Annotated in this window: 19 protein-coding genes, 1 pseudogene and 1 riboswitch; of the genes and pseudogenes, 8 read left to right on the top strand and 12 right to left on the bottom strand. The window is 71.6% G+C overall.

Going from position 1 to position 24,406, the window contains the following annotated elements:
• Positions 1-101: 101 nt before the first annotated feature.
• From rarD to LN251_RS16855, 3 genes are all read left to right on the top strand, one after another.
• Positions 102-1,058, top strand: a complete 957-nt coding sequence (gene rarD, locus LN251_RS16865; protein WP_458245146.1) for an EamA family transporter RarD — start codon at positions 102-104, stop codon at positions 1,056-1,058.
• 70 nt (positions 1,059-1,128) lie between these two features.
• Positions 1,129-1,605, top strand: a complete 477-nt coding sequence (locus LN251_RS16860; protein WP_458245145.1) for a VOC family protein — start codon at positions 1,129-1,131, stop codon at positions 1,603-1,605.
• A 175-nt stretch (positions 1,606-1,780) separates the two neighbouring features.
• Positions 1,781-2,740, top strand: coding sequence for a M28 family metallopeptidase (locus tag LN251_RS16855; protein ID WP_458245144.1), 960 nt, complete (start codon positions 1,781-1,783; stop codon positions 2,738-2,740).
• A gap of 16 nt (positions 2,741-2,756) precedes the next feature.
• Here LN251_RS16855 and LN251_RS16850 read toward each other — a convergent pair whose 3' ends face one another.
• Positions 2,757-4,232, bottom strand: coding sequence for a tetratricopeptide repeat protein (locus LN251_RS16850; protein WP_458245143.1), 1,476 nt, complete (start codon positions 4,230-4,232; stop codon positions 2,757-2,759).
• 239 nt (positions 4,233-4,471) lie between these two features.
• On the opposite strand from LN251_RS16850, the gene LN251_RS16845 reads away from it, so the two are divergent.
• Positions 4,472-5,059: a flavodoxin family protein gene (locus LN251_RS16845; protein ID WP_458245142.1), complete on the top strand. Its 588-nt coding sequence runs from the start codon at positions 4,472-4,474 to the stop codon at positions 5,057-5,059.
• Between the two features lie 12 nt (positions 5,060-5,071).
• Here LN251_RS16845 and LN251_RS16840 read toward each other — a convergent pair whose 3' ends face one another.
• From LN251_RS16840 to LN251_RS16820, 5 genes and pseudogenes are all read right to left on the bottom strand, one after another.
• Complete coding sequence (locus LN251_RS16840) at positions 5,072-5,977, bottom strand: ABC transporter permease (RefSeq protein ID WP_458245141.1); 906 nt, start codon at positions 5,975-5,977, stop codon at positions 5,072-5,074.
• A pseudogene (locus LN251_RS16835) lies at positions 5,964-6,945 on the bottom strand (ABC transporter ATP-binding protein). The gene LN251_RS16840 and the pseudogene LN251_RS16835 overlap by 14 nt, the downstream one beginning before the upstream one ends.
• A gap of 64 nt (positions 6,946-7,009) precedes the next feature.
• Positions 7,010-8,251 (bottom strand): LolA family protein, encoded by a 1,242-nt coding sequence (locus LN251_RS16830; RefSeq protein ID WP_458245140.1) that lies wholly within the window; start codon positions 8,249-8,251, stop codon positions 7,010-7,012.
• Between the two features lie 304 nt (positions 8,252-8,555).
• Complete coding sequence (locus LN251_RS16825; protein WP_458245139.1) at positions 8,556-9,509, bottom strand: CHRD domain-containing protein; 954 nt, start codon at positions 9,507-9,509, stop codon at positions 8,556-8,558.
• Positions 9,510-9,685: 176 nt separating this feature from the next.
• Entirely contained in the window at positions 9,686-10,696 is a 1,011-nt protein-coding gene (locus tag LN251_RS16820) for a polyprenyl synthetase family protein (RefSeq protein WP_058923856.1), read from the bottom strand.
• An 844-nt stretch (positions 10,697-11,540) separates the two neighbouring features.
• Positions 11,541-11,719, top strand: a riboswitch (cyclic di-AMP (ydaO/yuaA leader).
• A gap of 5 nt (positions 11,720-11,724) precedes the next feature.
• Here LN251_RS16820 and LN251_RS16815 point away from each other — a divergent pair.
• On the top strand, positions 11,725-12,207 hold the full coding sequence (locus tag LN251_RS16815) for a transglycosylase SLT domain-containing protein (protein ID WP_458245138.1): 483 nt from the start codon (positions 11,725-11,727) through the stop codon (positions 12,205-12,207).
• Here the strand turns inward: LN251_RS16815 and LN251_RS16810 are convergent.
• From LN251_RS16810 to LN251_RS16800, 3 genes are all read right to left on the bottom strand, one after another.
• Positions 12,204-13,031 (bottom strand): HAD family hydrolase, encoded by an 828-nt coding sequence (locus tag LN251_RS16810; RefSeq protein ID WP_458245137.1) that lies wholly within the window; start codon positions 13,029-13,031, stop codon positions 12,204-12,206. The genes LN251_RS16815 and LN251_RS16810 overlap by 4 nt on opposite strands.
• Before the next feature lie 176 nt (positions 13,032-13,207).
• Positions 13,208-14,410 (bottom strand): FAD-dependent oxidoreductase, encoded by a 1,203-nt coding sequence (locus LN251_RS16805; protein ID WP_458245136.1) that lies wholly within the window; start codon positions 14,408-14,410, stop codon positions 13,208-13,210.
• Positions 14,411-14,476: 66 nt separating this feature from the next.
• Positions 14,477-15,724, bottom strand: a complete 1,248-nt coding sequence (locus LN251_RS16800; protein ID WP_458245135.1) for a carboxylate--amine ligase — start codon at positions 15,722-15,724, stop codon at positions 14,477-14,479.
• Between the two features lie 239 nt (positions 15,725-15,963).
• Here LN251_RS16800 and fahA point away from each other — a divergent pair, with 239 nt between their 5' ends.
• Together fahA and LN251_RS16790 are read left to right on the top strand one after the other, a co-directional pair.
• Positions 15,964-17,184 carry a fumarylacetoacetase gene (fahA, locus tag LN251_RS16795; protein ID WP_458245134.1) on the top strand — a complete coding sequence of 407 codons (1,221 nt, stop codon included), beginning with the start codon at positions 15,964-15,966 and terminating at the stop codon, positions 17,182-17,184.
• A 216-nt stretch (positions 17,185-17,400) separates the two neighbouring features.
• Positions 17,401-18,342 carry a M56 family metallopeptidase gene (locus tag LN251_RS16790; protein ID WP_458245133.1) on the top strand — a complete coding sequence of 314 codons (942 nt, stop codon included), beginning with the start codon at positions 17,401-17,403 and terminating at the stop codon, positions 18,340-18,342.
• Between the two features lie 39 nt (positions 18,343-18,381).
• On the opposite strand, the gene recQ is transcribed toward LN251_RS16790, so the two are convergent.
• The gene (recQ, locus tag LN251_RS16785) at positions 18,382-20,370 is read right to left on the bottom strand and encodes a DNA helicase RecQ (protein ID WP_458245132.1); all 1,989 of its coding nucleotides are present in this window, start codon (positions 20,368-20,370) and stop codon (positions 18,382-18,384) included.
• Between the two features lie 220 nt (positions 20,371-20,590).
• Between recQ and LN251_RS16780 the strand changes: the two genes are divergently transcribed.
• Entirely contained in the window at positions 20,591-21,109 is a 519-nt protein-coding gene (locus LN251_RS16780) for a hypothetical protein (RefSeq protein ID WP_458245131.1), read from the top strand.
• 66 nt (positions 21,110-21,175) lie between these two features.
• On the opposite strand, the gene nuoN is transcribed toward LN251_RS16780, so the two are convergent.
• Together nuoN and LN251_RS16770 are read right to left on the bottom strand one after the other, a co-directional pair.
• A complete protein-coding gene (gene nuoN / locus LN251_RS16775; protein ID WP_458245130.1) occupies positions 21,176-22,834 on the bottom strand; it encodes an NADH-quinone oxidoreductase subunit NuoN in 1,659 nt (552 codons plus the stop codon).
• On the bottom strand, positions 22,831-24,405 hold the full coding sequence (locus LN251_RS16770) for an NADH-quinone oxidoreductase subunit M (RefSeq protein WP_458245129.1): 1,575 nt from the start codon (positions 24,403-24,405) through the stop codon (positions 22,831-22,833). The genes nuoN and LN251_RS16770 overlap by 4 nt, the downstream gene beginning before the upstream one ends.
• Position 24,406 lies beyond the last annotated feature (1 nt).

Here is a 24,406-nt window from a genome sequence, read left to right as displayed (position 1 = left end):
GCCTGTCATGACCGTATGGCGATACGGGCATGACAGGCGGGGGTTTCCGGCGTTACCTTCGAGGCTGCACGCGTGTGCGACGAGGTGAGCGGGAGGTGCCCATGACCGGGAAGTCGAAGAGCGAGCAGCGGATCGGCCTGCTGAACGGCTTCGCGGCGTACGGCATGTGGGGTCTCGTCCCCCTTTTCTGGCCCCTGCTGAAGCCCGCCGGATCGGTCGAGATCCTCGCCCACCGCATGGTCTGGTCCCTGGGGTTCGTGGCCGTCACGCTCGTCGTGATGCGGCGCTGGGCCTGGGCCGGTGAGCTGGTGCGGCAGCCGCGGCGACTGGCCCTGATCACGGTGGCGGCGGCCGTGATCACGGTCAACTGGGGGGTGTACATCTGGTCCGTGAACAACGGGCACGTCGTCGAGGCATCGCTCGGGTACTTCATCAATCCGCTGGTCACCATCGCCCTGGGCGTGCTCGTCCTCAAGGAGCGGCTGCGGCCCGTGCAGTGGGCGGCGGTCGGGATCGGGTTCGCCGCGGTCGTGGTCCTGACGGTCGGGTACGGGCAGCCGCCGTGGATCTCGCTCACCCTCGCCTTCTCGTTCGCCACGTACGGCTTCGTGAAGAAGAAGGTCGGGCTCGGGGGCATCGAGTCGCTGGCCGCGGAGACCGCTATCCAGTTCCTGCCGGCACTCGCCTACCTGCTGTGGCTCGGCTCGCGCGGCGACTCGACCTTCGCGACCGAGGGCCCTGGGCACGGCGCGCTGCTCGCGGCGACCGGAGTGGTGACCGCGCTGCCGCTCGTCTGCTTCGGGGCGGCGGCCATACGGGTGCCGCTGTCGACGCTGGGGCTGCTGCAGTATCTCGCCCCGGTGTTCCAGTTCCTGCTGGGCATCCTGTACTTCCACGAGGCGATGCCCGCCGAGCGGTGGGCCGGGTTCGCGCTGGTGTGGTTGGCGCTGTGCCTGCTGACGGCCGACGCGTGGCGCGCCGCGCGCAGGGTCGCCCGGGAGCGGGGAGCGGCCGTGCCGACGATCGCGGCGGCACCGTCCGCTCCGGTGGACGCCTGACACCGACCGGCGCCTCGCGGGAACCGCAGGTCACGGCGGACTGTCGGACCCGGCCGCTATAAGTGGTCCCATGACGCAGACACCCGCCCCGCCCCCGGCCCCCATCCACTGGAAGATCGTCGTCGACGCCGGCGACCCGCACGCCCAGGCCGACTTCTGGGCCGCCGCGCTCGGTTACGAGGTCGAGGACAACAGCGTGCTCGTGCGCCGGCTGCTGGAGGCCGGGGCCCTGCCGGCCGAGGCGACCGTCGACTCCCACGGACGCCCGGCCTTCCTGGATCTGATCGCCGTACGGCACCCGGAGGACCCGTACGACGAGGACACCGGCGTCGGGCGCGGGCGGCGGCTGCTGTTCCAGCGCGTGCCGGAGGCGAAGACCGTGAAGAACCGCCTGCACCTCGATCTGCACCCCGGCGACGGGCGGCGCGAGGGCGAGGTCGAGCGGCTGGAGGCGCTGGGGGCGAATGTGCTGCGGCGGGTGAAGGAGCCGGCCGGCGAGTGGGTGGTGATGGCGGACCCGGAGGGGAACGAGTTCTGCGTGTCCTAGGCCGCGGGGGCGGTCCCGGCGGGCGTGTCCGGGGGGCGGTCTCGGCAGGCGGTCTGTGAGGGGTGGCGGCTCCGGTATGCGAACCGCATGTCCTGATAACGCTCTTGACGCGCGGTTGGTAAAAGCTTCACCATCCGGGGACCCCATTCCCTTCAAGGAATTCGGAGCCCCCCACATGAAGTTCTCCGTTTCCGGGCGTGCGGCCGCCGTCTGCGCCGCCGCCTCCGCCCTCTCGGCTGTCATGCTCCTGACCAATGGCGCGACGGCCGGCGCGGCCCCCGCCCCCACGGCGGCTGCCGCCGCTCCCGACATCAGCGTGGCGAACGTCAAGGCCCACCTCGCCCAGCTGCAGTCCATCGCCACCGCCAACGGTGGCAACCGCGCCCACGGCAGCGCCGGTTACAAGGCCTCGCTCGACTATGTGAAGGCCAAGCTGGACGCGGCCGGATTCACCACGACGGTCCAGCAGTTCACGTCCTCCGGCCGCACCGGCTACAACCTGATAGCCGACTGGCCGGGCGGCGACGCCAACCGGGTCCTGATGGCCGGCTCGCACCTGGACAGCGTCAGCGCCGGGCCGGGCATCAACGACAACGGCTCCGGCTCGGCGGCGATCCTGGAGACCGCCCTCGCCGTCTCCCGGGCGGGCTACCAGCCGGCCAAGCACCTGCGGTTCGCCTGGTGGGGCGCCGAGGAACTGGGCATGGTCGGCTCCCGCTCCTACGTCAACGGCCTCTCCAGCGCCGACCGTTCGAAGATCAGCGGCTATCTGAACTTCGACATGATCGGCTCCCCGAACCCGGGCTACTTCGTCTACGACGACGACCCCACGATCCAGAAGACGTTCCAGGACTACTTCGCCGGCCTCGGCGTCTCCACGGAACCCGAGACCGAGGGCGACGGACGCTCGGACCACGCGCCGTTCAAGAACGCCGGCGTCCCGGTCGGCGGCCTGTTCAGCGGCGCCGACTACATCAAGACCGCGGCGCAGGCGAGCAAGTGGGGCGGCACGTCGGGACGGGCCTTCGACGCCTGCTACCACTCCTCCTGCGACAAGGCCTCCAACATCAACGACACCGCGCTGGACCGCAACGGCGACGCGATCGCGTACGCGGTCTGGAAGCTGACCTCGTAACGGGCCGACTCCGCGGTCAACGGGCCGAGTTGCGGGCGCGTTCCGCGAGTCGGCCCATCCGCGTGCGGGCCGAGTCCAGCCGCTCGGTCTCCTCGGCGGCCGGGCCGCCCTCCGCGACGAGTTCGCTCCACAGGCCGATCAGGTCGCGCCCGAGGACGAGCCCCTGCTCCGGGTCGCGCACGGCGCGCCAGGCGGTCGCCGCGCTCTGGATGTTCCCGTACGCCCCTTCCGCGTTCCCCAGACGGCGGTGCAGACGGGCCAGATCGAGCGAGAGCCGGTGGGCGCGGACCGGCTCACCGGCCAAGTAGGCGATGTACGCGGCCAGTTCGCGCAGCTTGAGCACCTCCGGGTGCTCCAGCCCGAGTACCGCCGACGCCTCTCCCACCACCCGCGTGGCCAACTGGTCCGCCTCCGCTGTCCGTCCCGACCGTACGGCGTCGTTCACCTGGGCCATCGGCTCCAGGAGGAACCCGGGCGCGGTGGGCGGCTCGTCCCCGAGCACGGCTTCGGCCACGGCGTCGAAGCCTCGGGCAGGGGTGGGGGCGGACTTGGGCGCAGGCTCGGGGTCCAGACGCGGCAGGAGCGGAGTGCCGGACGAGCGGGACGGGCCGGCGGCGCGGGGGGTGCCGACGGCGTCCGCGCCGGGCGGCGTCGTCAAGGCAGGTGTGACGTCCTCGGGTGCGTCGGCGTCCGCCGGTGACGGCCAGGTGACCGTGTCCGCGCCCGGCGCCGGGCGCGGCGGGACCGCGTCCATCAGCGGGGGCGGTCCGAACACGCCCGTGGGCGGCGCGACCGTGCCGGGCGCCCTCTCGGGTACCGCGCGGATCGCGAACGTCGGTGCCGAACCGGCGGCGGACTCCGCGACGGCACGCGGCGCGAAGGCGGGCGCGTGCTGCCCGAGCGGCTGCGGTGCGGACACCGCCCGCAGCGAGAAGGCGGGCACGTTCTCCCGCGCCGGTTCCGCCTGCTGCCGCATCGGCGCTACGGGCGTGGAGTCGGGGGTGTTCGTCGGCCGACCGGCGGGAGCGTCCGGAGCGGGAGTCGTGGGCCGACCGGCGGGAGCGTCCGGAGCCGGAGTCGTGGGCCGACCCGCGGGAGCGTCCGGAGCCGGAGTCGCCCGTCGCGGTGCCGGAGTCGCGGTCGCAGACGCAGACGCAGACGGAGTCGCCCGTCGCGGTGCCGGAGACGGGGAGCCGGTGAGGCGGCTGGAGCCGTCGGGGTCGACCTGGAGGGGGACGACGAAGCCGAGGCGTTCGTCGTGGATCGTGGCCCGGGCCGGGTGGCCGGTGGCGAGGGCGATGCGGCGCAGATGGCCGAGAACGGCCTGCTGGACGTCCTCGCCGTCGGCCACCGGGAGCGGCACCCCGCCGATCGTCGCGACCGCCGCGCCCGTCGCGTCGGCGGGGATGTGCACGTCGATCGGCGCGGCCGCCAGGGCCGAGGGCGCTGCGCCCTGCTGTTCCCGCTGGGTGTCGCCGCTGGGTCGAGACATCTGTGCCCTCACTCGAACATGCCGGCGAACCGGCGGTTCAGCGCGTCACGATCGGGTCGACACGCTCAAGGTGGAGTCTCTCCGCCCACCCAAGGTTCTCATGTCACCACGACGTCACAGCATCGTTCCAGTGATCCGCCCAGGTCCCTCCGAGCATTATGATGCATGTGCATATAATGCAGGTGCTTTCAATTTGCCCGTACCTGTCTTCCGTATCGCGTCGAACTCCTGGGGGATCCATGACCGGCCGCCGTTTCCTCTTCGTCCTGGGCAGCAGCCGGGCCGACGGCAACACCGAACTGCTCGCCCGCGAGGCCGCTGAACAGCTGCCCGCGGACGTCGAGCAGCGGTGGATCAGCCTGGCCGAACACCCGCTGCCCGACTTCGTGGACCAGCGCCGCGACAGCGACCATGTGCGGCCGCCGGCGGGCAGCAGCCAGGCACTCCTCCTGGACGCCACGCTGGCGGCCACCGACCTCGTGATCGTCTCGCCCCTGTACTGGTACTCGGTGTCCGGCCACACCAAGCGCTACCTGGACCACTGGTCCGGCTGGCTGCGCACCCCCGGCACCGACTTCAAGGCCACCATGGCGGGCCGCACCCTCTGGGGCGTCACCGCCCTCGCTCACGAGGAGTCCGAGGTCGCCGCTCCGCTGATCGGCACCCTCAACAACTCGGCCGCCTACATGGGGATGCGCTTCGGCGGGGTTCTGCTCGGCAACGGCAGCGCGCGCGGCGACGTGCTGAACGACACGGACGCCCTCGCCCGCGCCAAGACCTTCTTCGCCCAGGAGGCCCCGCTCGCCCGCTTCCCCTACGAAGGCTGACGGCCGGGGCGGCTAGGCCGTGATGTCCTTCGCCGTGAACCGGGCCCAGGCCGCCGATCCGAACACGGCCGCGTACAGGGCCTGCAGGCCGAGGTTCTTCGTCAGGTCGTCCCAGTAGACCGGGTCGCGCATCAGGTCGGCGAAGGACAGCCAGTAGTGGGAGAAGAAGTACGGCTGGAGGGCGTGGAGCTGGGGGATCTGGTCGAGGATCTGGACGGTGATCAGCAGGCCGACGGTGGTCGCCATCGCCGCGATGCCGCTGTTCGTGAGCGTGGAGACGAACAGGCCCAGAGCCGCGACGCCCATGAGGGACGCGGCGACGACGAGGGCGATCAGAAAAGCCCGGCCCACGCCGTCGGCGAAGCTGATCTGAGTGCCGGAGATCGTCGTCAGATCGCCCAGGGGGAAGAGGATGGCGCCGACCGTGAGGGCCGAGACGGCGACCACGAGGGTGGCCACGAGGCAGAACACCATGACCGTCGCGTACTTGGTCAGCAGCAGGCGGGTGCGGCCGGCCGGGGCCACCAGGAGGTAGCGCAGGGTCCCGGCGTTCGCCTCGCCGGCGATGGCGTCGCCCGCGACCACGCCGATGGACATCGGCAGGAAGAACGGGAGCGTCGCGGCCAGCGCGGTGAACACCAGGAACAGGCCGTTGTTGGTGATCTGCGAGATGAAGGCCGGGCCGCCGCCCTCGCCGGGGCCGGCCGAGGAGCCGTCACCGGTCTCGATCTTGACCGCGATGCCGACGAGGATCGGCACGGCCGCGAGGACGGCGAGCAGGGCGAGGGTGCGCCAGCGGCGGAAGGTGGTGAGCAGTTCGCTGCGCAGGAGCCCGAAGGTCCACAGCGGGCTCACCCCGCGGGCCGCGCCGGCCCGCCGCACGGTCTCCTCCGGTGAGGCGGCTTCAGCCCGCGACATCGAACCCCTCCCCCGTCAGCGCCACGAACGCGTCCTCCAGGGAGGCCCGTTCGACTCCGAAGCCGCGGACGCGGACGCCCGCCTTCACCAAGGCGGCGTTCACCTCGGCAAGGTCCTTGTCCGGCGGCTCGGCCGTCACCCGGTCCTCGGCCGTCACGACGTCACCGGCCCCCTGCTCCTTCAGCACCCGTGCCGCCCCCCCCCCCCCCGGTGTCCGGGGTGGTGACGACCAGCCGGCCGCGCGCGCCCGCCGCCAGATCGGCCACCGCGCCCTGGGTGATCAGCCGGCCCCGCGCCATCACGGCCGCGTGGGTGCACACCTGCTCGATCTCGTCCAGCAGGTGGGAGGAGAGGAAGACGGTGGTGCCGTCCGACGCCAACTCCCGGATCAGGGAGCGGATTTCCCGCATGCCCTGCGGGTCGAGGCCGTTGGTGGGCTCGTCCAGCACGAGCAGTCTGCGCGGTTGCAGCAGAGCCGCGGCGAGGCCCAGCCGCTGCTTCATGCCCAGCGAGTACGCCCTGGCCTTCTTGCCGGCCGCCGCCGTCAGTCCGACCCGGTCCAGTGCCGCCGCGACGCGGGTCCGCCGGGTACGCGGGTCGGCGGTCGGGTCGGCGGCGTCGTAGCGCAGGAGGTTGTCGCGGCCGGAGAGGAAGCCGTACAGGGCAGGGCCCTCGATGAGCGCCCCGACCTGCGGGAGCACGGTGCGTGAGGCTCTGGGCATGGGGCGTCCGAGGACGCGTGCCGAGCCCGACGTCGGCTCGATCAGGCCCATCAGCATGCGGATGGTGGTGGTCTTGCCCGAGCCGTTCGGACCGAGGAAGCCGAAGACGCTGCCCGCGGGGACGGTCAGGTCGAGGCCGTCCACGGCGAGCTGTCCGCCGCGGTAGCGCTTGGTGAGCGCCTGGGTGGCGATGACGCTGTCACCCGGCGCGTCCCGCTGCGGCTCCGGGGCGGACGGTTCGTCCATCGGCTCCCTCGATTCGTGCTCGTGGACCGGCTCTTGTCGTGCTCGTGGACCGGTCTCTCCCCGATCAGCCCGCGTTCGCCGCCTTCACCAGCGCGTCCTTGTCGACCGCGCCGACGTAGACCTTGCCGTCGTCGGTGATGAGGGCGTTGATCAGGCGGGTCTTGAAGACCGTGCCCGAGCCGAACTTGCCGGTGACCTTGTCGCCGAGCGAGTCGAGGAACCCGCCGAACTGGCCGCCGGCCTCGGAGCCGGACGGCACGCCCTTGCCACCGGTGTCGAAGGTGGCGATGGAGTCCCAGCCCTCGCCGATGACGTTCATCCCGCCGGGGCCCTTGCCGAGGTCCTTGCCGGGCAGGCCCTTGCCGGGGTCCTTGCCGGGCGCGCCGTGCCGGCCGTCGCCCTTCAGAGCGCCGTTCTCATGGCCCTTGTCCTCGGTGACCTTCGCGCCCTTGGGCGTCTTGAAGTCGAAGGTCGAGGCGGCGGGCCTGGCGAAGCTGATCTGGGTGAAGCCTGCGTCGACCACGGCCGCGCCGCCGCTCGCCGGGGTCAGCGTGAACTTCAGCGGCAGACCGGTCTTCGCGTCGACGGCGACGGTGATCTGACCGACCGTCGAGCCGGCGTCCTTGGGCTTGATGACCAGCCGGTACGCGTCCCGGCCCGCGACCTGCGCGGTGCCCTGGACGCTGACGGACGTGGTGCCGTCGACCGCCTTCAGGGCCTCCTTGGCCAACTGGTCCGGGGTCGCGGGGGTCTGCTCCTGCTTCTTCCGCGCGTCGGCGCTGTCGTGCCCGGTCGAGTGGTAGACCGAGTTCGACCGGCTGTCGTAGCCCCAGACGTCCTTGCCGTTGTGGATGAGGCTGTATTCGGCCGCGTTCTCCAGCAGGGATAGCTTCTGCCGGTCCGGGCCGTCGGCCGCGACGCGCACGGTGTGCGTGCCGGTGACCAGTTCGGTGAGCTTGGCGGAGGGGTCGGCGGACGAGCCGTCACCGGACCCGCGGGTCGCACCGGAGGTCAGGCTGGACTCCAGCCCGCCGAGGTCGGGCAGGCCGAGGTCGGTGCTGATCTTCACCGTGCCGGACATCTGCTGCACGTCCGACTTGGCGATCTTCTCGATGAGTTGCTGTGCGCTGATCTTCGGCAGGTTCGGGTCGCCCGAGTCGGCGAGCGCGGGGACGAGCCCGATGGTCGCCGCGGCCACCCCCACCACCGCGACCGGGACGACGTACCGAGCGGCCTTGCGCCGCCCGGCGCGCAGGTCGTCGGTCTCGTCGGCGCTCGTGCTGTCGTCGGATTCGTACGGTGCCATCTGTGCGCTACCTCCGTCGTCGGCGGCGGCTTCCAACTCCCGTGCATCCACCCCGTAGCCGCCATTCTCACCCGAATCGGTGAGGAGTGGTGTTTTCCGTGGTCTCCAGTTGACCAAATCGGCCGGGAGGAAGCGTCAGACCGCGGAGGCAACTGTGTGTACTCCTGGGGTATGACACGAGCGGGCGGCGCCTCCCCCGACCCGTAGGGGTCGTGGCGCGGGAGGCACCGCCCGGACACGGCCGAGATCGGCCCGCGGGTCAGCTCTGCGAAGACGCGCGCGCCAGCCCTGCGGAGCCCTCGTGTCAGCCCTGCAGGAAGACGTAGTCCGCCCGGTACGGCACGCCCACGACGCTGCCCGGCTCACAGGCACCGGACGGGGCGACTCCGCCGACGGTGTTGAGCCGCAGGATCTCCGTGGTGCCGGCGAGCAGGCCGTGGTGCCGGCCGGACGAGGTGGCCTTCAGGTCCAGTTCGGGGATGTTGCCGTCCCCGTTCGGGGTCCTGGACAGCACGGCCCCGGTGACCGCGCTGCCGTCCGGCGCGACCCACTGCGGCGTTCCGGAGCCGGGCGCCACGAAGGTGTGGTGGATGCCGCCTTCGAGCAGGGCGTCGACGTCGCGTTGGGCGTAGGCGTAGCCGCCGGCGTCGGTGGCCTTGCACTCGTAGATCTGCCGGCCCCTGACCACCGAGGCACGGAAGTTGTCGAGGGCGTCCCGGAAGTCGAAGGCGGCGACGGTGACTTTGTGGAGGCTGCCGCGGACGGCTCCCCCGGGGAACGCGGCGGTGTGCAGGTTGGCGTAGAACGAACCGGGGTCGTTCCGCAGCGCGTCGAGCAGCGCCGGGTCCTCGACCTCGACCGTGCCGGTGACGCTGTGCCGCCTGCTGTTCTTCAGCAGCCCGCTGAAGTCGATCCGCACGTCGCCGTTGGTGCCCTTGGCGCCCTGGTGGAGGTGGAGCTTGGTCGGCCTGCCGGTGCCGCGCCAGGTGACGGCGACGGACACCCGGTCGCCGTCGATCTTGATGAACTCGAGGGCGGCGCCGTCCTTGTCGCCCGCCGCCGGGCCGCCCGGCACGGGCACCTCGTTGGCGCCGCGCAGACTGGTGGCGAGGAGGGTCACCCCCGCACCGGCGCCGTCGTCGCCTCCGGCGGCGGAGGCGGGAGTCGCCGCGGCGGCGACGCCGCCGAGGGCGGCCACCGTGACAGCGGTCGCGATCAGGCTCTTGCAGCGCTTCGATAACGTCGCGTGAACGCCCATGATTCCGTTTTCTCCCCGCAGACCGGCCGGCACCGCCTGCGCCGGCCTTCTGCGTATGCGTACGGCGGGACCGGAGACAGGGCTCAGCCCACCCATGTGACGTACGTCACACCGCACGATCCTGCCGACGGGGCCACCCGAGGCAGGAGGGTGAAATCAGGTCGCTCAGGGGCGAATCAGCCCGCCCGGTGAACGACGGCGTCGCACATCTCCATGAGCGCCACCTTGGCGTCGCACTCCTTCAGCGGAGCCAGCGCCGCCCGGGCGTCCTGCGCGTACCGCACGGTGTCCCGGCGCGCCTGCTCCAGCGCGGGGTGCGCCCGCAGTCCGGCCAGCGCCTCCGCGTGCCGCGCGTCGTCGCTCAGGTCGGAGTCCAGCAGCTCGCACAGCGCGACGTCCTCGGCCAGCCCGAGCCGCTGCGCCCGCTCCCGCAGCCGCAGCACGGGCAGCGTCGGGATGCCCTCCCGCAGGTCCGTGCCCGGGGTCTTGCCCGACTCGTGCGAGTCGGAGGCGATGTCCAGGACGTCGTCGGCGAGCTGGAAGGCGACGCCCAGCCGCTCTCCGTACTGGGTCAGCACGTCCACGACCGTCTCGTCGGCGCCCGACATCATCGCGCCGAACCGGCAGGAAACGGCCACCAGCGACCCCGTCTTGCCGCTGAGCACGTCCAGGTAGTGCTCGACCGGGTCCCGGCCGTCCTGCGGCCCCGCCGTCTCCAGGATCTGCCCGGTGACCAGCCGCTCGAACGCCTCGGCCTGCACCCGCACGGCCTCCGGGCCGAGGTCGGCCAGGATGTGGGAGGCACGCGCGAACAGGAAATCGCCGGTCAGGACCGCCACCGAGTTGCCCCAGCGGGTGTTCGCGCTGTCGACCCCGCGGCGCACCGCGGCCTCGTCCATGACGTCGTCGTGGTACAGCGTCGCGAGGTGGGTCAGCTCCACCACCACGGCCGACGGCACCACACCGGGCGCGTACGGGTCGCCGAACTGGGCGGCGAGCATCACCAGCAGGGGGCGGAAGCGCTTTCCACCGGCGCGCACCAGGTGCTGGGCGGCCTCCGTGATGAAGGGGACCTCACTCTTGGTGGCTTCGAGCAGGCCCTCCTCGACGGCCACCAATCCGGCCTGGACATCGGCTTCCAGAGCCTGGTCCCGCACGCTCAGCCCGAACGGCCCGACGACGGTCACGAGGGGTCTCCTGTCTGCTGGTGTCTACTGGCTGGTTACGCGGTTTGTCGATAGGTCGCTGCCCTCACTCAAGTCAGCGTATCCGGTCGCCTTTCGATCACCCATGCCGCCCGCCCGTCCAGGAGGGGCGGTATGGGATCACGCCCGTTATGTTTGTGATCACCTGATAACAGCGTGTATTTAACGACTCGCTCCGACCACCGGACTCCTCCGTCCGCCGCGCCCCGTCACCCGGTCCGTCCCGCCGACGGGAAGCCGCGTCGCGCACCCCGCACAGGAGTCGGCTTCCCGCCCGGAAGCGGCCCACCCCTGCGGGCCGCCACATCGCCCCCGCGCGCGTGCGCACCCCGCCGGGCGAGGCGGCCCGTACCCGCGCCCCCCCCGGAGCGCGCCCGACCATCCCCCTCGCGCCCTCACGCCCTCGCGCGCGACTGCCGCGCCCGTGCGCGCTCCGGGCCACCGCACCGAAGAGTCCCTTTCCTCCTCCAATGAGACGGTCTGCGTCGGCGGGCGACTGGGCGCGCTCACATCGCACTTGAGGGAAGCGGACCTCACGAGCAGTCGGTTGACTATGAGTTGGGCCCATTGCCCGATTTGGCGCGCTTGTGGACGCCCGTGACTTGGCTCACGCGAGACCAAGATCTACATTCCGGGCGATTCCGGCCGATCCGCCTTCCTCGAAGCGCCAGTTGAGGCTTGGCGACCGCAAAGGATCAAGCACCCCAAACGCCCCACACCGAGGTCAAGCGGTCCGAGGTGTGACTCCGCCACTTGTTCCGGACATGTGCTCTCGCATACGTTCCCGCCTTGCCGGGCGGACGCCTAATCCTGCCGCCGCCCGTTCTCCACCCATCGACCAACTCACACGCACGGCAGGAGCGGGGGAACCAGGTAAGCCGCCGGAGGGGCGTCCCACGACGCCCCGGACCGGCTCGGGGTGAAGTCGTGTCGCCGTACGGCGGCACGGCCGGGCAGCTCCCGCCCGAACCCGACAGCTCACCTCGCAGGCGACGGAGAGGAAAACCGCCATGCCCGCAACCGCTCGCCACCGCCAGACCAAGCGCTCCCGCCTCGTCCGCAAGCTCGCCGTCGTCGGCACCGGCGCCGCCGTGCTCGCCCTCCCGGTCATCGGCGCGACCAGCGCCTCCGCGGCGACCGACAGCGTCGTCACCGCGTCCTCGCTCGGCTACAGCAACAACCTCGACGGCTGGATCCGGGCGTCCCTGCAGGTCATGGCCCAGCACGGCATCCCCGGCACGTACGACGGCATCTACCGCAACGTCATGCGCGAGTCCTCGGGCAACCCCTACGCCATCAACAACTGGGACTCCAACGCCCTGGCCGGCACCCCCTCCAAGGGCCTGCTGCAGGTGATCGACCCGACGTTCGCCGCCTACCACGTCGCGGGCACGGCGTACGACCCCTACGACCCGGTCGCCAACATCACCGCCGCCTGCAACTACGCCTACCAGCGCTACGGTTCCATCGACAACGTCAACGGCGCCTACTAGGCCGGCAGGTCACAGACCTCCGCGAACATCCGATCGAGGACGACGGCGACGCCGTCGTCCTCGTTCGACAGGGTGACCTCGTCGGCCACCGCCTTGAGTTCGGGGTGGGCGTTGGCCATGGCGATGCCCCGGGCGGCCCAGTCGAACATCGGGATGTCGTTGGGCATGTCGCCGAAGGCGAGGGTCTGGGCCGGTCCCAGGCCGAGGTGTTCGGCGGCCAGCGCGAGACCCGTCGCCTTGGTGATGCCGCATGGCTGGAGTTCGACGGTCCCGGGTCCCGACATGGTGACGGTGGCCAGGGAACCGACCACCGAACGCGCCGTCGCCGCCAACTCGTCGTCGGACAGGTAGGGATGGCGCAGCAGCACCTTGCTGATCGGCTCGCACCACAGGTCGTCGCGCCGCCCGACGCGTACGGCGGGCAGGGTCGGGTGCGGCATCAGGTACCCGGGCTCGATGAGCGTGAGCCCGTCGACGCCGTCCTGGTCGACGGCCGCGTACACCTGCCCCACCTCGGCCTCGATCTTGCCGAGGGCCGTCTCGGCCAGCTCCCGGTCCAGCCTGACGGACCACAGCAGACGGTCCGCGCCGGCGTCGTACACCTGCGCGCCCTGCCCGCACACCGCGAGCCCCGTGCTGCCCAGGTCGTCCAGGAGGGGCCGCACTCTGGGGGCCGGGCGGCCGGTCACCACGAGGTGCCGGGCGCCGGACTCCGCCACGCGCGCGAGGGCGGCGAGGGACCGGTCGGACAACGTGTCGTCGCCTCGCAGGAGGGTGCCGTCCAGGTCGGTGGCGATGAGTGCATATGCGGTGGGTGCGGCCATGATCAGAGAATACGGACAGGACGCACCGCCGACTCATCGCGAACCGGACGACCACCCCGTTCGCCGGCGTCACTCGGTCAACTCGCGCACCGGTCCCGGCCCTTGATCACGAGCCGAGGCCGTGGGCGCAGGGGCCCGGCGCCCGCCGGGCCCCTGCGGCCGTGTCCGTCAGGGTCTCAACCGTGGGCCGCCGCGAGGTGCCTGGCGAGCCTCGGCGAGGCGAAGTCCGTGCCGCACACGAACCGCATCACCGGCCCGTACGAGGCCGCCGCCGGCAGACCGGTGAAGTACAGGCCCGGCACCGAGGAGACGTATCCGGCACCCAGCCGGGGCGCGCCGCGGCTGACGGCGAGCCGGGTGCGCAGCTCGTGGCCGAGGAAGTCCATCGCCGCGATGTCCACCCGGTAGCCGGTCGCCGCGATGACGTGGTCGGCGGCCAGCTGGTCCGTCCGGCCGTCGAGGGTGCGGACCGTCAGCGCCGGGCTGCCGCCGTCGGCCTCCGTGCGCACGATCCGCTCGACCTCGCTGACCTGCACCTTGCCCTCGAAGCGTTCGCGCAGCCACCAGGCGCCGAGCGGGCCGAGGACGCGGCGGACCAGGTAGTGGCGGGTCTGGGCCGGCAGATGACGGAAGGGCTGCGCGTAGTAGCTGAACGCCCACAGGGACCAGGCCCGGCCGAAGGGCGACTCGGGGCGCAGCCTGGGCTGCTTCCAGGGCGGCGCGCCGAAGTCGACCTTGCCGCGCCCGCGGGAGACCACCCGTACCCGCGCGCCCGCCTCGGCCGCGAGCACCGCCGTCTCCAGCGCGGACTGGCCGGCGCCGACCACGATCAGGTCCTTGCCGGAGTAGCGCGTGAGGTCGTGGTGCTGGGAGCTGTGGGAGACCGGGCCGGTGGGGGCGGGGCCGTCCGCGGCGGCCACGGCGAGTTCCGCGGGCAGGTGGGAGAGGCCGGACAGGCCGGTCGCCACGACGACAGCGCGGGCGGTGAACAACTCGCCCGAGTCCAGCTTGAGTTCGAAGCCACCCACGTCGCGCCGGTCGACCGAGACCACCCGCACCCGCTCCAGGTCGGGCACCAGCTTCTGCTGGAACCACTCGCCGTAGGCGATGAAGGTCTCCACGGGGATGATGTCCTCGTCGGTCACCAGCCGCCGGATGCCGGCGGCGTCGCAGTAGTCGGCCAGGGTGTGGCCCCGCTGCGGGGCGTGGAGGCTGGAGGCGGCCGGCGTCGACTTCAGGAGCATTCCGGCGGGCATGTGGTCGCGCCAGCTGACCATGGGCTCGCCGAACACGCGTACCGGGATGCCCCGGGCGCGCAGATGGGCGGCGGTCGACAGGCCGAAGGGCCCGGCGCCGATGACTGCAACCGGTTGAGTCACGAAGTCCCTCCCCAGGACGTTCACTTGCGTCACTTCGTGTCCGGTTCGGACAGCCGGCGTCGCTGGCTAGCTGTTCGAACGGGCGGTGCCGCCGCGGCGGTTGGTCCGCCACAGCTGATACAGGTGCTTCGCGCCCGGCCGCACGAAGCGCGCGAGCATCGTGAGGAACGGCAGCGGGTCGTCACCCGCGAGCCAGGCCAGCTCCGTCCCGCTCGCCCGTGCCGGTGCGTGCGGCGTCGTATAGCCGCTGCGGCGGTAGGCGAGCAGGGCGGGCAGGTCGATGTTCTCCACGATGTACCGGTGGCCGGCCCGCTGTTCCCCTTCCGGAACGGGGCGCTCGGTCAGATCGAGGTGCATGGCGCGTACGACGTCCACGGCCGACTCGTTCTCGAACAGCCGGAACTGGGCGCCTATGCGGGGGTTGAAGTCGAGGAGCTTGTACTGTCCGTCGCGCCGGTCGAAGCGCAGGTCGAGGTCGATGATGCCGCTGAAGCCGATCTGCTTGATGAAGCGTGCGGCGATGTCGGCGAGTTCGGGGTTGTCGACGACGTACGCGTTCGCCGTCATGCCCGCGTGCGGCGGCCAGGAGCGGACCTTCACGCCCGTGAACAGGGCGAGCGGTGTGGAGTTGCGGTCGAAGTAGGCGTGCACGATCCAGTCCTCGGCGTCCTCCCTGGGCAGGTACTCCTGAAGGATCACGCCGGGGCGCTCGCCCCAGTCGCGGGCCAGCCGCAGCAGCCCCTCGCGGGTGGCGATCCGCGTCGTGCCGTTGACCGCCGGCCGGGTGCGCCTGAGAAACGCCTCGCGGTTCTTGGCCACCACCGGGAAGCGGGCCTTCTCGGCGAAGGCGACGATGTCGTCGTAGGACTGCGGGAACGCGGCCGCCGGGCTCGCGATGCCGTGCTCCACGCACAGTTCGTGCAGGCCCTGTTTGCTGGCGAGCCGGCGCGGCAGGGCCGGGTCCACGCGCGGGAAGAGGAAGCGGCCCGCGAGCATGTCCTGGTGTTCCGCGATCAGGACGGCGGCCTCCTCGTCGGTGGGGACGAGGACGGCGGGGCGGCCGATGCGGCGCCCGATCCGCAGCAGGCCCTCGACCAGGTGGCCGGGGTCCTCCGTGCCGGTGGTCGGCCAGACGAAGCACTTCTTCAGATAGCGGGACGAGGCCGCGGGGGTGTAGGGGTCCTCGGTGATCGCGTACATGGGCACACCGAGGCGTCCCAGGCTGCGGATCGCGCCCACGCCACCGTGGTGCAGCGGGTAGTCGCCGAACTTGACGATCAGGGCCGGCACGGCACGGTCGGCCTCGAAAGGCACACTGCTCGTGCTCCTGGCCACGGGTCCCCCCACGTGTCCCCCCTACGGACCGGACCCACCCCGTCCGTGTCCCCCAAAGGACGCTAAGCCGGAATTGGGGCCTCCGACAAGGCCAATTCGGACATTGCAAACTCTTTAGACACTGTCAGGGCAGGCGACTCGGCCGTAACGTGTGGCGGGGCCGCACGCCGGTGTGCGGTTCTTGGCTCGTGACACAGGTGAGAGTGAGGCAGCACCCCATGCCCCCCTTCGACGTCCCCGAGGGCGACCCCTTCGGCCCGCACAACCTGCCCTACGGCGTCTTTTCCCTCGGGGCCGCCGGCGAGCGGACCGTCGGCGTCCGGCTCGGCGACCACGTCCTGGACGCGGGCGCCGCGGCCCGGGCGCTCGGCTCGCCGTACGCGCCCCTGCTCGCGCAACCGACCCTGAACGCGCTCCTGTCCGCCGGTCGCACCACCTGGTCGGACGTACGCCGTGCGCTGACGGCGTGGGTGACGGTGCACCGGGAGACGATCGCCGAGCACTTCCACCCGCTGTCGCAGGTGACGCTCCACCTGCCGTTCGAGGTCGCCGACTACGTCGACTTCTACTCCTCCGAGCACCACGCGCGGAACGTCGGCCAGATCTTCCGCCCGGACGCGGCGGACTCCCTGACACCGAACTGGAAGCACCTGCCGATCGGCTACCACGGACGGTCGGGGACCGTGGTCGTCTCGGGCACCGATGTCGTACGGCCCAACGGCCAGCGGAAGGCTCCGGGGGACGCGGAGCCGGTCTTCGGGCCGTCGGTGCGCCTCGACATCGAGGCGGAGGTGGGTTTCGTGGTGGGCGTGCCCTCCGCCATGGGAACGTCCGTGGGACTGGCGGAGTTCCCCGAGCACGTCTTCGGACTGTGCCTGCTCAACGACTGGTCGGCGCGGGACATCCAGGCCTGGGAGTACGTCCCCCTCGGACCGTTCCTCGGCAAGTCGTTCGCCACCTCGGTGTCGGCGTGGATCACCCCCCTGGACGCCCTCGACCACGCGCGCGTGGCACCGCCGGAGCGCACTCACACCTTGCTTCCGTACCTCGACGACACCGCCTCCTCCGGCGCGGCGGTGGAGCCGGGCGGGTACGACCTGCGGATCTCGGTCGCCGTCAACGGTCACGTCGTCTCCGAGCCGCCCTTCTCCACCATGTACTGGACGGCCGCCCAGCAGCTCGCCCAGATGACGGTCAACGGCGCCTCGCTGCGCACCGGCGACCTGTACGGCTCGGGCACGGTGAGCGGTCCGGAGCCAGGGCAGCGCGGCTCCCTGCTGGAGCTGACCTGGAACGGGCGGGACCCGCTGGAACTTCCGGAGGGCAAGCGGACGTTCCTGGAGGACGGGGACGTGGTGACCCTGTCGGCGTGGGCGCCTGGCCCGGGCGGGGTCCGGGTGGGCCTCGGCGAGGTCACGGGGCGGATCGTCGCGGGGTGAGCGGAAGTTGGGGCCGGGAGCCGGCCGGCGGTCCCGTGCCGGGTGACCGGGGACTCACGTGACGTAGTGGGTCTTCCGCGTCTCCTGACGGGCGCCCCCTTCGCCGTCATACTGGCGGCGGACGACTCGTGCGCGGGGCCCGCCGGAACGGCGGGCCCCGCGCCGGCCGCCCCGCCCTCGCCCCTTTCCTCCCGACCAGGAACCGGAGCCCGCGGCATGACCTACTGCCTGCTCCTGCTGACCGTCGTCGCCCTGACGGCCGCCGTGCCGGTGCCGCGCGCCCTGGTACGGGCGGCCTGGCCCGAGCGGGAGCCCGTCGTCGCCCTGTGGGTGTGGCAGTGCCTGGTCGCCACGGTCCTGCTGTGCTGCCTGACGGCGCTGACGCTGGGCGCGGCCGCCGTGTTCGGCACGGTGCGCGCCCAGCTGTTCGCGCCCGCGCCGCCGGCGGTGACCGCGGCGTACGACCTGTCCGCCGCGCCCGTCTGGGCCTCCGCCCTCACCCTGCTGCTGGCCTGCGGGGCCGCCTGGAGCACCGCGATGCTCACCCGCGAGGTCGTCGAGGCGCGGCGGCGGCGCGGGGTGACCCGGGCGCACTTGCGCGAGCGGGCGCCGGAGCTGCCCGCCGGTCTCGAGGCGGTGGCGCGCGGTCCGCTGCTGGTGCTGGAGGACGAGTATCCGGACGCCTGGTGGATGCCGGGCCACCCGGCGCAGCTGGTCGTCACGACGGGCGCCCTGCACCGGCTCACCGACCACCAGCTGGACGCCGTGCTGACACACGAGCAGGACCACGCGCGGGCCCACCACGACTGGCTGCTGCATCTGTCGACGGCCCTGGCCACGGGTTTTCCCCGGGTGCCGCTGTTCGCCCACTTCTGCGACCAGACGCACCGGCTGGTCGAGCTGGCCGCCGACGACACTGCGTCCCGGCGGTGCGGGCACCTGACGACCGCGCTGGCGCTGATCGAGCTGAACCAGCACCGGGGCGTGCTGTCCTGCTCCTCCAGCCACCGCCTGCTCGGCGAGCGCGTCAACCGGCTGCTGCAGCCGCCGCGCAGGCTGGGACGCCGCCACCGGGCCCTCACGGCGACCGTCGCCGCGCTGGTGCCGCTGCTGCCGCTGCTGATCGTCTTCGGCCCCGGGCTGACGGCACTGGCCTGACCCGCGGCGCCCCCGTCCGCCTCAGCGCCCTGTCCCCCTCTACATCCAGTCGTCCGGCTCCGGCTCCTCCTCCATCTCCGGCCAGTCGTCCTCGGTACTCGGACCGGTGTCCGCCGCGGGCGTCTCGCCGGGCGCCGCGCCCAGCGAGGCCAGCACCGCCAGCACCCCCTCGCCGTACGTCACCAGCTTCTTCTCGCCGACGCCGCTGACGCCGCCGAGCTGCTGCACGGAGGTCGGCCAGGCCGTGGCGATCTCCCGGAGCGTGGCGTCGTGGAAGATGACGTAGGCCGGGACGCCCTGCTCCCTGGCCTGTTCGGCCCGCCAGGCGCGCAGCGCCTCGAAGGCCGGTTGGAGCGCCTCGGGCAGCTCGGCCGCGGCGGCCTTGGCCTTGGAGCCCTTGGCGGAGGACGCCGACCGTGCGGTCACCGGCTTCTTCGGCTCCTTGCGCAGCGGCACCTCTCGCTCGCGCCGCAGCACCGAGCCGCTCGCCTCGGTGAGCACCAGCGTGCCGTAGTCGCCCTCGACCGCGAGCAGCCCCTGCGCGAGCAACTGCCGCACCACACCGCGCCATTCGCCCTCGGTGAGGTCCTCGCCGATGCCGAACACGGAGAGCTGGTCGTGGTCGAACTGGATGACCTTGGCCGTGCGCCTGCCCAGCAGGATGTCGACGATCTGCACGGCGCCGAACTTCTGTCCCCGTTCCCGCTGCAGCCGCACCACCGTGGACAGCACCTTCTGCGCGGCGACCGTGCCGTCCCAGGTCTCGGGCGGGGTGAGGCAGGTGTCGCAGTTGCCGCAGTCCGCCGCGTCCGGGTCCTGCCCGAAGTAGGCGAGGAGCTGGCCGCGCCGGCACCGGGCGCTCTCGCACAGCGCCAGCATCGCGTCCAGGTGGGCGGCGGCCCGGCGGCGGAACGCCTCGTCGCCCTCGGAGGACTGGATCATCTTGCGCTGCTGTATGACGTCGTTGAGGCCGTAGGCCATCCAGGCCGTGGAGGGCAGGCCGTCACGCCCGGCGCGGCCCGTCTCCTGGTAGTAGCCCTCGACCGACTTGGGCAGGTCGAGGTGGGCGACGAAGCGGACGTCCGGCTTGTCGATGCCCATTCCGAAGGCGATGGTCGCCACCACGACCAGGCCCTCCTCGCGCAGGAACCGGGACTGGTGCGCCGCGCGGGTGCCCGCGTCCAGGCCCGCGTGGTAGGGCACCGCCTCGATGCCGTTGCGGGTCAGGAACTCCGCCGTCGCCTCCACCGACTTGCGGGAGAGGCAGTACACGATGCCCGCGTCCCCCGCGTGCTCCTCGCGCAGGAACGCCAGCAGCTGCTTCTTGGGGTCCGCCTTCGGCACGATCCGGTACTGGATGTTGGGCCGGTCGAAGCTCGCCACGAAGTGCCGGGCGGCCGGCATGTGCAGCCGCTGGGTGAGCTCTTCGTGGGTGGCGCGGGTGGCCGTCGCCGTGAGCGCGACACGCGGCACGTCCGGCCAGCGCTCGCCGAGCAGCGACAGGGCGAGGTAGTCGGGGCGGAAGTCGTGGCCCCACTGGGAGACGCAGTGGGCCTCGTCGATCGCGAAGAGGGCGATCTTGCCGCAGGAGAGAAGGTCCAGGGTGGTCTCCAGCCGCAGCCGCTCCGGGGCGAGGTAGAGCAGATCCAGCTCGCCGGCCAGGAACTCGGCCTCGACCACCCGCCGCTCGTCGAAGTCCTGCGTGGAGTTCATGAACCCGGCGCGCACACCGAGCGCCCGCAGCGCGTCCACCTGGTCCTGCATCAGCGCGATGAGCGGGGAGACCACGATTCCGGTGCCGGGTCTGACCAGGGACGGGATCTGGTAGCACAGCGACTTGCCGCCGCCGGTCGGCATGAGGACCACGGCGTCGCCGCCCGCCACCACGTGCTCGATGACCGCTTCCTGCTCGCCGCGGAAGCTGTCGTACCCGAAGACGCGGTGGAGCGTGGCGAGTGCCTCGCTGTCGCCGTGTGCCACAGGCGTGTGTGCCTCGGTCGTCACAACCGTCCCGCCGATCCCGTGCATCGCTCGTCCCCCGTGTGTCGTCCCTCGACCACTGCCTCCACGATAGGGGTCCGGACTGACAGAGCCGGAGTTGTCCACAGGCCCGCGCCGGGCGATCGGCGCTCCACCCAATGGCTCGCGTCGCGTGGCGCGGCCGTATGGGCCGGGACATGCTGCTCGGGCGGGACGCGGGTGTCCCGCGCATCCCCGATCGCATCCCACGATTGCAAGGAGCACCGCGATGGCCCCTCGGCTCCTCAAGGCCGCCGTCACCGTGGCGGTGGCGGCTGTCTGCTCCCTGTCGGCCGCGCCCGCCCAGGCCGACCCCGACCCCTCCGTGTGGACCGAGCTCATCGACACGTACAACGCGACGGCCCGGTACGCCTACGAGGGTTTCGCCGAGGACGGTGGCTTCGTCCCCAGAGGCGGGTGCTACGCCACCGCCGCGGGAGGCGTGGGCTACCACTACGTCAACAAGGCGAACATCGGCTCACTCGATCCGGCCAGACCGGCGGCCCTCGTGTACGCGGACATGGACGGCGACGACTACGTGGACACGGACGGGATCGGCGACCACCGCAAACTGGTCGCGGTGGAGTGGATCGTCAAGAACACGGGGCAGGCCGCGCCGACGCTGTTCGGCGAGACCTTCGACGACAACCCGCCCGGTTACTTCATTCTCCACGCGTGGCTCTACCAGCCCAACGACAACGGACTCCTCGCGGCGTACAACCCCGACGTCACGTGCCCGACCACCTGATCCGACACGCGCGAAGGCCCCGGCTCCCACACGGAGAACCGGGGCCCGACGCGCACGCGTTCCCGATCAGCGCACGAAGACGCTCGCCTGGCTCGCCAGGTCCAGGAAGTACTGCGGCGCCACACCGAGCACCAGCGTGACCACCACACCGAGCCCGATCGCGGTCATCGTCAGCGGCGACGGCACGGCGACCGTCGGGCCCTCCGGCCTGGGCTCGCTGAAGAACATCAGCACGATCACGCGGATGTAGAAGAAGGCCGCCACCGCGGACGAGATCACACCGATCACGACCAGCGGGGCCGCCCCGCCCTCCGCCGCCGCCTTGAACACGGCGAACTTCCCGGCGAAGCCGGAGGTCAGCGGGATACCGGCGAAGGCCAGCAGGAACACCGCGAACACGGCCGCCACCAGCGGCGAACGGCGGCCGAGCCCCGCCCACTTGGACAGGTGCGTCGCCTCGCCGCCCGCGTCGCGCACCAGCGTGACCACGGCGAAGGCACCGATCGTCACGAAGGAGTACGCGGCCAGGTAGAAGAGGACGGACGAGACGCCGTCCTTCGACGTGGCGATGACACCGGCGAGGATGAATCCGGCGTGCGCGATCGACGAGTACGCCAGCAGCCGCTTGATGTCCGTCTGGGTGATCGCGACGATCGCGCCGCCCAGCATGGTGACGATCGCGACGGCCCACATCACCGGCCGCCAGTCCCAGCGCATGCCCGGCAGGACGACGTACAGCAGCCGCAGCAGCGCACCGAACGCCGCCACCTTCGTCGCCGCCGCCATGAACCCGGTCACCGGGGTCGGCGCGCCCTGGTAGACGTCCGGCGTCCACATGTGGAACGGCACGGCGCCGACCTTGAACAGCAGCCCCATGAGGATCATCGCGCCGCCGAGCAGCAGCAGCGCGTCGTTGCCCATGGTGCCCGCGAGCGCCGGGTCGACGTTGGTGACCGTGCCGTCGACGACCTGCGCGATGCGCCCGTACGACACCGAGCCCGCGTAGCCGTACAGCATGGCGATGCCGAACAGGGTGAACGCGGAGGCGAACGCGCCGAGCAGGAAGTACTTGACCGCGGCCTCCTGCGACATGAGCCGCTTGCGGCGGGCCAGGGCGCACATCAGGTAGAGCGGGAGGGAGAAGACCTCCAGGGCCACGAACAGGGTCAGCAGGTCGTTGGCCGAGGGGAAGACCAGCATTCCGGCGATCGCGAAGAGCAGCAGCGGGAACACCTCGGTGGTGGTGAACCCGGCCTTCACGGCCGCCTTCTCGCTGTCGCTGCCCGGCACGGACGCGGCCTGCGCGGCGAAGGAGTCGACCCGGTTGCCGTGCGCCGCCGGGTCCAGGCGCCGCTCGGCGAAGGTGAACAGGCCGACCAGTCCGGCCAGCAGGATCGTGCCCTGCAGGAACAGGGCCGGCCCGTCGACCGCGATCGCGCCCATCGCCGCGATGTGCGCCTTGGTGGTGCCGTATCCGTCCGAGGCGAGCGCGACGACCGCGGCGAAGGCGGCGACGAGCGCGACGAGGGACACGAACACCTGGGCGTAGTAACGGGACTTGCGCGGGACGAACGCCTCGACGAGTACGCCGACGATCGCCGCGCCCACGACGATCAGGGTGGGCGACAGCTGCGCGTACTCGATCTTCGGCGCGTTGATCTTCGAAATCGGGTCGGCTGCGGTCGCCGCCGTTGTCCACAGGCTGTGGACGGCTGCTGCGCTCACTTGGCCACCGCCTCCACCTCAGGCTTGGGGTCCGTCTTGTGTACGTCGGACAGGGTCGACTTCACGGCCGGGTTGACGATGTCCGTCACCGGCTTCGGGTAGACGCCCAGGAAGATCAGCAGAACGATCAGCGGGGCCACCACGAGGAGCTCGCGCACCCTGAGGTCGGGCATCGCGGAGACCTCCGGTTTCACCGGGCCCGTCATCGTCCGCTGGTAGAGGACGAGGGCGTAGAGCGCGGCGAGCACGATGCCGAAGGTGCCGATGATGCCGATCGCCGGGTAGCGCGTGAACGTGCCGACCAGGACCAGGAACTCGCTCACGAACGGCGCCAGTCCCGGCAGGGACAGCGTGGCCAGCGTGCCGATCAGGAACGTGCCGGCGAGCACCGGGGCGACCTTCTGCACGCCGCCGTAGTCGGCGATGAGCCGGGAGCCGCGCCGCGAGATGAGGAAGCCGGCCAGCAGCATCCACGCGGCCGTGGAGATGCCGTGGTTGACCATGTAGAGCGTCGCGCCGGACTGGCCCTGGCTGGTCATCGCGAAGATGCCCATGATGATGAAGCCGAAGTGCGAGATCGACGCGTACGCCACCAGGCGCTTGATGTCCCGCTGGCCGACCGCGAGCAGCGCGCCGTAGACGATGCTGACGAGCGCCAGGACGAGGATCACGGGCGTCGCCCACTTGCTGGCCTCCGGGAACAGCTGGAGGCAGAAGCGGAGCATCGCGAAGGTGCCCACCTTGTCGACGACCGCCGTGATGAGGACGGCGACCGGGGCGGTGGACTCCTGCATGGCGTTGGGCAGCCAGGTGTGCAGCGGCCACAGCGGCGCCTTCACCGCGAAGGCGAAGAAGAAGCCGAGGAACAGCCAGCGCTCGGTGCTCGTCGCCATGTGCAGCGAGCCGTTGGCGCGGGCCTGGGCGATCTCCTGGAGGCTGAAGTTCCCGGCGACCACGTACAGGCCGATCACCGCGGCCAGCATGATCAGTCCGCCGACCAGGTTGTAGAGGAGGAACTTCACGGCCGCGTACGACCGTTGCGTGGACGCCGTCTCCTCGCCGTGCTCGTGGGCACGGTCCCCGAAGCCGCCGATGAGGAAGTACATCGGGATGAGCATGGCTTCGAAGAAGATGTAGAAGAGGAAGACGTCGGTGGCCTCGAAGGAGATGATCACCATCGCCTCGACGGCCAGGATCAGGGCGAAGAAGCCCTGCGTCGGCCGCCAGCGGCGGCTTCCGGTCTCCAGCGGGTCGGCGTCGTGCCAGCCCGCGAGGATGATGAACGGGATCAGCAGGGCGGTCAGCGCGAGCAGCGCCACCGCGATGCCGTCCACTCCCAGTTCGTAGCGGACTCCGAAGTCCGCGATCCAGGCGTGGGACTCGGTCAGTTGGTAGCGGCCGCCGTTCGGGTCGAAGCGGACCAGGACGGTGATCGCAAGGGCGAGCGTGGCCAGCGAGACGAGCAGTGCCAGCCACTTCGCGGCGGTGCGCTGCGCGGCCGGCACGGCCGCCGTGGCGACCGCCCCGATCGCGGGGAGCACCGCCGTCGCTGTCAGCAGAGGAAAGGACATC

This window comes from Streptomyces sp. MAI_2237 (assembly GCF_054189285.1).
Note: the sequence above shows the minus strand (reverse complement) of the source record. Positions and strands in the feature narration are given on the sequence as shown.

Bases quoted from the DNA above. Each gene is read 5' to 3' on its own strand.
- rarD (WP_458245146.1), top strand. From the start codon at position 102: ATGACCGGGAAGTCGAAGAGCGAGCAGCGGATCGGCCTGCTGAACGGC.
- LN251_RS16860 (WP_458245145.1), top strand. From the start codon at position 1,129: ATGACGCAGACACCCGCCCCGCCCCCGGCCCCCATCCACTGGAAGATC.
- LN251_RS16855 (WP_458245144.1), top strand. From the start codon at position 1,781: ATGAAGTTCTCCGTTTCCGGGCGTGCGGCCGCCGTCTGCGCCGCCGCC.
- LN251_RS16850 (WP_458245143.1), bottom strand. From the start codon at position 4,232: ATGTCTCGACCCAGCGGCGACACCCAGCGGGAACAGCAGGGCGCAGCG.
- LN251_RS16845 (WP_458245142.1), top strand. From the start codon at position 4,472: ATGACCGGCCGCCGTTTCCTCTTCGTCCTGGGCAGCAGCCGGGCCGAC.
- LN251_RS16840 (WP_458245141.1), bottom strand. From the start codon at position 5,977: ATGTCGCGGGCTGAAGCCGCCTCACCGGAGGAGACCGTGCGGCGGGCC.
- LN251_RS16830 (WP_458245140.1), bottom strand. From the start codon at position 8,251: ATGGCACCGTACGAATCCGACGACAGCACGAGCGCCGACGAGACCGAC.
- LN251_RS16825 (WP_458245139.1), bottom strand. From the start codon at position 9,509: ATGGGCGTTCACGCGACGTTATCGAAGCGCTGCAAGAGCCTGATCGCG.
- LN251_RS16815 (WP_458245138.1), top strand. From the start codon at position 11,725: ATGCCCGCAACCGCTCGCCACCGCCAGACCAAGCGCTCCCGCCTCGTC.
- LN251_RS16810 (WP_458245137.1), bottom strand. From the start codon at position 13,031: ATGGCCGCACCCACCGCATATGCACTCATCGCCACCGACCTGGACGGC.
- fahA (WP_458245134.1), top strand. From the start codon at position 15,964: ATGCCCCCCTTCGACGTCCCCGAGGGCGACCCCTTCGGCCCGCACAAC.
- LN251_RS16790 (WP_458245133.1), top strand. From the start codon at position 17,401: ATGACCTACTGCCTGCTCCTGCTGACCGTCGTCGCCCTGACGGCCGCC.
- recQ (WP_458245132.1), bottom strand. From the start codon at position 20,370: ATGCACGGGATCGGCGGGACGGTTGTGACGACCGAGGCACACACGCCT.
- LN251_RS16780 (WP_458245131.1), top strand. From the start codon at position 20,591: ATGGCCCCTCGGCTCCTCAAGGCCGCCGTCACCGTGGCGGTGGCGGCT.
- LN251_RS16770 (WP_458245129.1), bottom strand. From the start codon at position 24,405: ATGTCCTTTCCTCTGCTGACAGCGACGGCGGTGCTCCCCGCGATCGGG.